Raw genomic sequence first — 269 nt, 5'->3', positions numbered from 1 at the left:
CATTGCCGATACGTGCCGATCCAAGGATCGGAACGTTAGGCTGAAACGTTATCTCCGTTTCGAAGCCCGCAGCAGACGCTTCATCTCTTCCATGTCGGCTTTCAGTTCCGCCATCTCGCGGACCTGAGAAGCCTTCAGTTCGGCAATCTCGTGCGCCTGGGAAGCCTTCAGCTCCGCGATCTCGTGTGCATGCGACGCCACCTGCGCCTGCAGCTGGGCGTTCTCCTTCTGCATCACGTAGACGCTGCTCATCGGGCCTTTGCGGTAAC

At 58.7% G+C, this 269-nt stretch carries 1 protein-coding gene; it reads right to left on the bottom strand.

The genetic code is table 11. The features are described 5' to 3' along the window. Positions 1 to 48 precede the first annotated feature (48 nt). Positions 49 to 269: hypothetical protein (locus B0D78_RS13025; RefSeq protein ID WP_205948339.1), on the bottom strand; the 221-nt coding region annotated here is incomplete at its 5' end.

The sequence above is a fragment of the Pyramidobacter sp. C12-8 genome (genome assembly GCF_002007215.1).
Lineage (GTDB): Bacteria > Synergistota > Synergistia > Synergistales > Dethiosulfovibrionaceae > Pyramidobacter.
Note: the sequence above shows the minus strand (reverse complement) of the source record. Positions and strands in the feature narration are given on the sequence as shown.